Below are 9,043 nucleotides of genomic sequence, written 5' to 3'. Positions count from 1 at the left end.
GGGCCAGCGCAGGCGGCGCCACGCGCACCGTCACGCGACGCCCGCAGTCATCCGCGCCGCCGGCGCCCGCCGCCGCCGGCACGCCGGAGGACGCGCAGGTGCTGCAACTGGCCGCGCGTCGAGGCAAGCCACCGGCGGGCGGATCGGCCGGATCGACGTCGGGTGCAAACGCGAGCGATTCGGGCGAGTGGGAAGAATTTTGACGGGTCGGTAATTCGGATAGTTGAGATGGATACGCCGGCCGCAGGCCGGTCTTCACGAGGTAGAGATCGTTATGTTTAAGAATGTCACCATCCGGGCACGGCTGACGCTGGCGCTGGGACTCTTCATGGTGCTGCTGGCCGTCGGCGCCGCGGCGGGTCTCCTCTCGCTGCAACAAAGCAATGCGTCGCTGCGCGATATCTACAGGAACGACATGGCGTCGTCGCGCTCCCTCGCACAGACGACGATTTCCACCCTGTCGGCTCGCGTGACGCTCTCGCGCATCGAGTTCATTGCCGATCCGACCGAGATCAAGACGGCCATCGACCGCGTGCGTCAGAACCTCAAGGCGGCAGACGACGCGTGGGGCGCTTACGCGGCGAAGCCGATGTCCGACAGCGAAAAGCCGTTGGCCGATGCCGTGATCTCCGCCCGTGGCAAGGTGGTCAACGAGGGCATCGTGCCCGCGCTCAAGGCCATTGAGTCGGGCGATATCCCGGACTTTCACGCCAAGACGGTCATGGACGTGCCGCGCCTGTTCTCCGATTACACCAAGGCGATGGTGGCGTTGGCCGACTTGCAGAACAAGAATGCAGAGAACCGCTATCTGGCCGCCCAGGCCCGCTACACGCTGGTGATGTGGCTGGTCGGCATCGGCCTGGTCATCGGCCTGCTCGTGGGCATCATCACGCAGATCACGCTCACGCGCGCGGTCGTCGGCCCCATCGACGACGCCATCAAGCATTTCGAGAAGATCGCGGGTGGCGACCTGACGCAGCGCATCGAAGTGTGGAACGACACCGAAACCGGGCGTCTGTTCAAGGGCGTGAAGCATATGCAGGACAGCCTCGTGCGTACCGTGACGGAAGTCCGTTCGGGCACCGAGTCGATCACCTCGGCCGCGCAGCAGATTGCCGCGGGCAATACCGATCTGTCGGCACGCACCGAACAGCAGGCCGCGTCGCTCGAAGAGACCGCGTCGTCGATGGAGCAGCTCACCGCCACGGTCAAGCAGAACGCGGACAACGCGCGCCAGGCGAGCCAGCTTGCCGTGACCGCCTCGGACATCGCCGCACGCGGTGGCGAAGTGGTGGGCCGCGTGGTCGGCACGATGCAGGGCATCTCGAGCAGCTCGAACAAGATCGTCGACATCATCAGCGTGATCGACGGGATCGCCTTTCAGACCAACATTCTGGCGTTGAATGCGGCGGTGGAAGCCGCGCGCGCCGGGGAACAGGGCCGTGGCTTCGCGGTGGTGGCGGGCGAAGTGCGCACGCTGGCGCAGCGCAGTGCGGCGGCGGCGAAGGAAATCAAGGAACTGATCGAAGACTCCTCCCACAAGGTCCAGGACGGCTCCTCGCTCGTCGAGCAAGCCGGTCAGACGATGGAAGAGATCGTGCAGGCGGTCAAGCGCGTGACCGACATCATGGGCGAGATCTCGGCGGCATCGAGCGAGCAATCGGGCGGCATCGAACAGGTCAATCGCGCCGTCACGCAGATGGACGAAGTCACGCAGCAGAACGCGGCGCTCGTGGAAGAAGCGGCCGCCGCGGCCGGCTCGCTCGAAGAACAGGCCAATCGTTTGAAGACGGTCGTCTCGGTGTTCCGTCTGGACGCCAGTCAGGCGGCGTCCAGCCACACGGCGCCGACGCTCGCGGCGGCACCGGTGGCCCGTCCCGTTGCGAAGAAGGTGAAGGCGACGGCGCCCGCCGCGTCCGCACCGACGTCAGCCGTGGCCCCGAAGGCCGCGACCGCCGCACCGCGCAGACCGGCACCGGCGGCGGCTCCGGCGGCAAGCACCCGCACCGGTACGGATGACGCCAGCGGCGACTGGGAGACCTTCTGATCGCGCGCCGCGCGCGCACACTGGCAGCAATCGGCAAGACGAAAACCGTCGCGCGCATCGCGCACGCGACGCGCAGGTAGTGGAGGGTCACATCATGAAGCAATTGAGTCTCAAGGCAAAACTCTGGTCCGCGCTTGCGCTGATGTGGCTAGGTCTTTTGATTTTCGGCGGCTGGGCCGCCTGGCATGAACGCAGCACGATGGTGTCGGAGCGGCGTGCGGCGGTGCAAAGCGTCGTCACGAGTGCCGACGGTATCGTGCGCGACTACGCGGCACAAGCGGCGGCGGGCAAGATCAGCGTTGACGAAGCGAAGCAACAGGCCATGGCTCGCCTGAAGACAATGCGCTATGGCGACAGCGGCTACCTGGTCGTGTTCGACTCGAAGCCGGTCGTGCTCATGCATCCGACGCTGGCCGATCTGGTGAACAAGGACGTCTCGAACTACAAGGATTCGAACGGCAAGCTGCTGTTCGTCGAGATGGCTCGCGTCGCCAAGGAGAAGGGCTCGGGCTTCGTCGAATACCACGGTCGTGTCGCGGGCAGCGACAAGCGCCTGGAAAAGCTCTCGTTCGTGAAGTACTTCGCGCCGTGGGACTGGAGTGTGATGAGCGGCATGTACATGCAGGACGTCGACGACGCGTTCTACAGTGCGTTGATTCGCTACGGCATTGCCCTGTTGCTCATCGGCGCCATCGTAACGGCCGCCATGATCGCGATCATTCGCAACGTGCAGCGCAGCCTCGGCGGCGAGCCGGAATACGCGGCCGACATCGCCCATCGCATCGCGAGTGGCGATCTGCAAAGCCACGTGATGCTGGCGCCGGGCGACAACAGCAGCCTGCTCTATGCGATGCAACGCATGCAGCGCACGCTGGCCGAGACCATCGGGCAGATCCGCGAGGGCACCGAATCGATCACGACGGCGGCGCAGGAAATTGCGGCGGGCAACACGGATCTGTCGGCACGCACCGAACAGCAGGCCGCGTCGCTCGAAGAAACGGCGTCGTCGATGGAGCAACTCACCGCCACCGTCAAGCAGAATGCGGACAACGCGCGCCAGGCGAGCCAGCTTGCCGTGAACGCGTCGGAGATCGCGACCCGTGGCGGTCAGGTCTCCGGAAAGGTGGGCGAGACGATGGACGGCATATCGACCAGCTCGAGCAAGATCGTCGACATTATCGGTGTGATCGACGGGATCGCGTTCCAGACCAACATTCTGGCGCTGAACGCCGCCGTGGAAGCCGCCCGTGCGGGCGAGCAGGGCCGTGGCTTTGCCGTGGTGGCGGGCGAAGTGCGCACGCTGGCGCAGCGCAGTGCGGCGGCGGCGAAGGAAATCAAGGCGCTGATCGAAGAGTCGGCGCGCCGCGTGCAGGACGGTACGGCGCTCGTCGCGCAGCAGCGGCAGACCATGGGTGAGATCGTGCAGGCGGTCAAGCGCGTGACGGACATCATGGGGGAGATCTCGGCCGCATCGAACGAGCAGTCGAGCGGTATCGAGCAGGTCAACCGCGCCGTGACGCAGATGGACGAGGTGACGCAGCAGAATGCGGCGCTCGTGGAAGAGGCGGCAGCCGCGGCGGGATCGCTGGAATCGCAGGCGCACGATCTGCGCGCGGCGGTGGCGGTGTTCCAGACGAGCGGTACCGGCGTGGCCGTTCACGCGATGGGCGCGCCGCGTCGCGGGCCGGCGCCGCAACCCCTGGCTCGCGCGGCGTAGCGCGAACGATTGCCGCGGTGGCAAAGTGAGACGACATGACTGATTCGCGCACGACCTCACCTACGACACGTCGGGGCGCCGCGGGCATCGACGGCGACGTCGGCTCGCGCAGCGCGGAGTTCGCGCGCGCCAGCGGTGCCGCCCTCTCCGGCGAGCGCGACTTCGCTTTCTCGCTGACCGATTTCGGCCGCATCCGCAATCTGATCTATCAGCGCGCCGGGATCGCCCTGGCGGAGCACAAACGCGAGATGGTGTACAGCCGCATCGCGCGGCGCCTGCGCGCGCTCGGCATGACGAGCTTCACCGAATACCTCGACATGCTCGAGGCCGACACCGGCGAGACCGAATGGGAGTCGTTCACCAATGCGTTGACGACCAACCTGACGTCGTTCTTCCGCGAGTCGCATCATTTCCCGCTGCTGGCCGACTTCGTGCGTCAGCGGGCCAAACCGATCTCGATCTGGTGCTGCGCGGCGTCGACCGGCGAAGAGCCGTATTCGATTGCGATGACGCTCGTCGACACGCTCGGCACGCGGCCCAGCGCGAGCGTGCTCGCCACCGATCTCGACACGCAGGTGCTCGCGCGGGCATCGAGCGCGGTCTACAGCGGCGAGCAGACCGGCAAGCTCTCGCAAGAGCAGTTGCGCCGCCACTTCCTGCGGGGCACGGGGGCCAACGAGGGCAAGATCAAGGTGCGTCCGGAGCTGCAGCAACTGGTGACGTTCGCGCCGCTCAACCTGCTCGCGCCGTCGTGGCAAATCGGCGGGCCGTTCGACGTCATCTTCTGCCGCAATGTGATGATCTATTTCGACAAGGCCACGCAGGCGCGCATTCTCGAGCGCTTCGTGCCTTTGCTCAAGCCGGACGGCTTGCTCTTCGCCGGGCATTCCGAGAACTTCACGTACGTGAGTCAGGCGTTCCGGCTGCGCGGGCAGACGGTGTACGAGCTGGCCGGCTCGAGCGCGCGAGGGGCCTGACATGACGCAGCCACTGGCCGAGGCGCTCGCCACCAACCACTACTTCGACAATGCGTTCGACACGCAGGCGGTGAAGCTGCTGCCGTCCGAGTACTACGTCACGACCGACGACATCATGCTCGTGACGGTGCTCGGGTCGTGCGTGGCCGCGTGTGTGCGCGATACCGTCACGGGTATCGGCGGCATGAATCATTTCATGCTGCCGGACGATGGCGAGAGCGAGCGCAACCGAATACTCTCGGCGTCGATGCGCTACGGCGCTTACGCCATGGAAATGCTCATCAACGAGCTGATCAAGCTCGGCGCACGGCGCGAACGGCTCGAGGCGAAGGTCTTCGGTGGCGGCGCGGTGCTCGCGGGCATGACCACGCTGAACATCGGCGATCGCAATGCGAACTTCGTGTTGCGCTATCTGGAGATGGAGCAGATTCGCGTCACGGCGCAGGATCTTCTCGGACCGCATCCGCGCAAGGTATGCTTCTTGCCGCGCACCGGGCGGGTGATGGTCAGAAAGCTGGGCGACCGGGGCGACCCGGCCATTGCCCAGCGCGAACAGGCGTACGCGCAGCGACTGCGTGCACGCGAAGTCCGGGGTTCCGTAGAACTCTTTGCGCCACCGGCCAGAAACGCCAAGCCTCGGCCGGGGCCTGACAACCGACAAATGGAGGAGGCTTGAGCGAACCTATCAAAGTCCTGTGCGTGGACGATTCCGCACTCGTGCGCAGCCTGATGACCGAGATCATCAATGCGCAACCGGACATGACCGTTGTGGCGACCGCCCCCGACCCGATCGTGGCGCGCGACCTGATCAAGCAGCACAACCCGGACGTGCTCACGCTCGACGTCGAAATGCCGCGCATGGACGGGCTCGACTTCCTCGAGAAGCTCATGCGTTTGCGTCCGATGCCGGTGCTCATGGTGTCGTCGCTGACCGAGCGCGGCTCGGAAGTCACGCTGCGCGCGCTGGAACTCGGCGCCGTGGACTTCGTGACGAAGCCGCGCCTGGGCATTCGCGACGGCATGCTCGAGTACGGCGAGATGATTGCCGACAAGATTCGTGGCGCCGCGCGTGCCCGCGTGCGCAGCGCCCCGCCCAAGAGCGCGACGCCCGTGCCGGTCGAAGCGGCGCCGCTGCTGCGTAACCCGCTGGTGTCGACGGAGAAGCTGATCATCATCGGCGCGTCGACGGGCGGCACGGAGGCGATCCGTGAGGTGCTCGTGCCGATGCCGCCGGACGCCCCGGCGATTCTGATTACCCAGCATATGCCGGCGGGCTTCACCAAGTCGTTCGCGCAGCGCCTGAACGGCCTGTGCCGCATTACGGTGAAGGAAGCCGAGCATGGCGAGCGGGTGCTGCCGGGCCACGCGTACATCGCGCCGGGCGGCGACACCCACTTGCAGCTCTCGCGCAGCGGCGCGAACTATGTGGCCTTGCTCGACGCGGCGCCGCCGGTGAATCGACATCGTCCGTCGGTCGATGTATTGTTCCGCTCCGCGGCGGTTCACGCCGGCCGCAATGCGATCGGCGTGATTCTCACGGGCATGGGCCGCGACGGCGCGGCCGGACTCGTGGAAATGCGCCGGGCCGGCGCGTACACCTTCGCGCAGGACGAGGCGAGTTGCATCGTGTTCGGCATGCCGCGCGAGGCCATTGCGATGGGTGGGGCGGAAGAAGTGGTGCCGTTGCACGAAATGGCCCGCAAAGTGCTGCATCAGGTTGCGAAATTTGGCGATCGCACCCAGCGGGTATAGTAGGGCGCTTTTTTGGCGTTTTTTCGCCGTATGCGTCGCGTCGATTTGCGGACACACTTGGGGCACCGAGTGGTGGCGAAATCTGCCCATGAATATCGCCGGCCCCCGCGGGGCGCCGGCTGAATTGGAGTAATGATGGTAGACAAGAACTTGAAATTCCTGGTCGTCGACGATTTTCCGACGATGCGCCGGATTGTAAGAAACCTGCTCAAGGAGCTGGGCTTCTCCAATGTCGACGAGGCGGAAGACGGTGCGGCGGCGCTGGCCAAGCTGCGTGGCGGCAGCTTCGAATTCGTGGTCTCGGATTGGAACATGCCGAACATGGATGGCCTGACGATGCTTCAGCAGATCCGAGCCGATCCGAACCTCGCAAAGCTGCCGGTGCTCATGGTCACGGCCGAAGCGAAGAAGGAAAACATTATCGCGGCCGCCCAGGCCGGGGCGAGCGGGTATGTGGTCAAGCCGTTTACGGCCGCGACGCTCGATGAAAAGCTGGGCAAGATCTTCGAGAAAATGGTTAAGACAGGGGCGTGAGCGTGACCCACGAGGCGAGCACTGAATGGCCGGGTGAGCCCAACGGCGCTTACGTGACCGGCGAAGCGGACCCGTCCGCGCGCATGCTCATGCGCGTTGGGCAGCTGACGCGCATGCTGCGTGACAACCTGCGCGAACTCGGGCTGGACAAGCAACTCGAGCAGGCGGCCGAGGCGATTCCCGACGCGCGCGACCGCCTGAACTATGTCGCCACCCTGACCGAGCAGGCGGCGGTGCGGGCGCTCACGGCCATCGAGCTGGCCAAGCCCCTTCAGGATCGTCTCGAAGCGGACGCCAACGCACTCGACGAACGCTGGGCCAAGTGGTTCGACGAGCCGCTCGAACTCGACGATGCCCGCAAGCTGGTCGTGGAGACGCGCACGTATCTGCGCCGGGTACCGGACGACACGCGCGCGACCAACCACCATCTGATGGAAATCATGATGGCGCAGGACTTCCAGGATCTGACCGGGCAGGTCATCAAGAAGATCATGGATGTCGTGCAGGAGATCGAGAAGCACCTGTTGCAGACGCTGCTCGAAAACATGCCGCCCGAGAAGCGCAAGGAAGCCGAAGACTCGCTGCTCAACGGGCCGCAGGTCAAGACCGACGGCCGCACCGATATCGTGTCCGATCAAGGGCAGGTCGACGACCTGCTCGCCAGCCTCGGCTTCTGAGGATTCGCCCCGCCGGCCCGTCGACGGGCTGCCGGGGCGTCGCTTTTTGACGGCGTTTCCGACCTTTGCCGGACGCCGGCGCGAAATACCGCCCAATCCCGCCTCTATTCCCCCCTTTGTGACTTGACGGTTACGGCCATAATCGGTCGCGATAGGGTGGCTTCGTCCGCCCGCAGTGGATAAGGCATGGCTGAGGATAGCGATCTCGAAAAGACGGAACCTGCGTCTCCCCGGCGCCTTGAAAAGGCGCGCGAGGAAGGGCAGGTTGCGCGTTCGCGGGAACTGTCCACGTTCGCCTTGCTGGCGGCCGGGGTGGCCGGCCTGTGGATGACGGCTGACCGCATCTCGCAAGGCTTCGCCCAACTGATGCGCCACGGGATGCAGTTCGAGCCGGGCACCGCCCTCGACACCCACCGCATGCTCTCCTATGCCGCCCGCTCGGGCGCCGACGCGCTCATCGCCATTGCCCCGCTGCTCGGTGTGCTGGTGCTCGCGGCGATCGTCGCTCCGATGGCACTGGGCGGTTGGCTCTTCACCACCCAGTCGCTCGCGCCCAACTTCGGCCGCCTGAACCCGCTCAAGGGGCTGGGCCGCATGTTTTCCGTGCAGGGGCTGGTCGAACTCGTCAAGGCGGTGGCCAAGACGCTGCTCGTCGGCGCCGTGGCCTACTGGGCGATTGCGCGCGACCGCGACGCAGTCATGGGGCTGATGACGCAGTCGCCCCGCGCGGCCTTGCCGTATGTGGGCGAGTTGATCGCGGTGTGCTGTGCGTTCATCGTGGCATCGCTGATGCTGGTGGCGGCCATCGACGTTCCCTTCCAGCTCTGGCAGCACTACAAGAAGCTGCGCATGACCAAAGAGGAAGTGCGGCAGGAAAACAAGGAAAGCGAAGGCGATCCGCATCTCAAGGCGCACATCCGCCAGTTGCAGCGCCAGACGGCGCGCCGTCGCATGATGCAGGACGTGCCCAAGGCCGACGTGATCGTGACCAACCCGACGCACTTTGCCGTCGCGCTCGAATACAAGGAAAACATGACCGCGCCGCGCGTGCTGGCCAAGGGCACGGATCTCGTCGCGCAGCGCATCCGCGAGATGGGCGCCGAGCACCACATTCCGATTCTCGAAGCTCCGCCGCTGGCACGGGCTCTACACGCGCACGTGGATATCGGTCAGGAAATTCCAGCGACGCTTTACACGGCCGTGGCCGAAGTGCTGGCGTGGGTCTTCCAGCTTCGCCGCTGGCGCACCGAGGGGGGCGCCGCGCCCGTCACCCCGTCGGATCTGCCGGTGCCGGCCGAACTCGACGCGCCGCGGCGCGCCGGGTCGAAACGAGTGTAAC

At 65.7% G+C, this 9,043-nt stretch carries 9 protein-coding genes; all 9 read left to right on the top strand.

The window, feature by feature from the left end; all coding sequences use genetic code 11:
- A partial coding sequence (locus PCE31107_RS23475; protein WP_217425226.1) for a hypothetical protein occupies window positions 1-203 on the top strand: 203 nt, incomplete at its 5' end.
- A 71-nt stretch (window positions 204-274) separates the two neighbouring features.
- Entirely contained in the window at window positions 275-2,047 is a 1,773-nt protein-coding gene (locus tag PCE31107_RS22770; protein ID WP_150610745.1) for a methyl-accepting chemotaxis protein, read from the top strand.
- A gap of 94 nt (window positions 2,048-2,141) precedes the next feature.
- The gene (locus PCE31107_RS22765; RefSeq protein WP_150610744.1) at window positions 2,142-3,764 is read left to right on the top strand and encodes a methyl-accepting chemotaxis protein; all 1,623 of its coding nucleotides are present in this window, start codon (window positions 2,142-2,144) and stop codon (window positions 3,762-3,764) included.
- A gap of 35 nt (window positions 3,765-3,799) precedes the next feature.
- A complete protein-coding gene (locus tag PCE31107_RS22760) occupies window positions 3,800-4,741 on the top strand; it encodes a CheR family methyltransferase (protein ID WP_130027577.1) in 942 nt (313 codons plus the stop codon).
- Between the two features lies 1 nt (window position 4,742).
- Window positions 4,743-5,417 (top strand): chemoreceptor glutamine deamidase CheD, encoded by a 675-nt coding sequence (cheD, locus tag PCE31107_RS22755; RefSeq protein ID WP_150564383.1) that lies wholly within the window; start codon window positions 4,743-4,745, stop codon window positions 5,415-5,417.
- Entirely contained in the window at window positions 5,414-6,493 is a 1,080-nt protein-coding gene (locus PCE31107_RS22750; protein ID WP_130027576.1) for a protein-glutamate methylesterase/protein-glutamine glutaminase, read from the top strand. Before cheD ends, PCE31107_RS22750 begins: the two co-directional genes overlap by 4 nt.
- Window positions 6,494-6,628: 135 nt before the next feature.
- Window positions 6,629-7,027 (top strand): chemotaxis response regulator CheY, encoded by a 399-nt coding sequence (cheY, locus tag PCE31107_RS22745; protein WP_017233620.1) that lies wholly within the window; start codon window positions 6,629-6,631, stop codon window positions 7,025-7,027.
- An 83-nt stretch (window positions 7,028-7,110) separates the two neighbouring features.
- The gene (cheZ, locus tag PCE31107_RS22740) at window positions 7,111-7,704 is read left to right on the top strand and encodes a protein phosphatase CheZ (protein WP_051060153.1); all 594 of its coding nucleotides are present in this window, start codon (window positions 7,111-7,113) and stop codon (window positions 7,702-7,704) included.
- A gap of 186 nt (window positions 7,705-7,890) precedes the next feature.
- Entirely contained in the window at window positions 7,891-9,042 is a 1,152-nt protein-coding gene (gene flhB, locus PCE31107_RS22735) for a flagellar biosynthesis protein FlhB (protein ID WP_150610743.1), read from the top strand.
- Window position 9,043 lies beyond the last annotated feature (1 nt).

The organism is Pandoraea cepalis (genome assembly GCF_902459625.1).
Taxonomy (GTDB): Bacteria; Pseudomonadota; Gammaproteobacteria; order Burkholderiales; family Burkholderiaceae; genus Pandoraea; species Pandoraea cepalis.
Note: the sequence above shows the minus strand (reverse complement) of the source record. Positions and strands in the feature narration are given on the sequence as shown.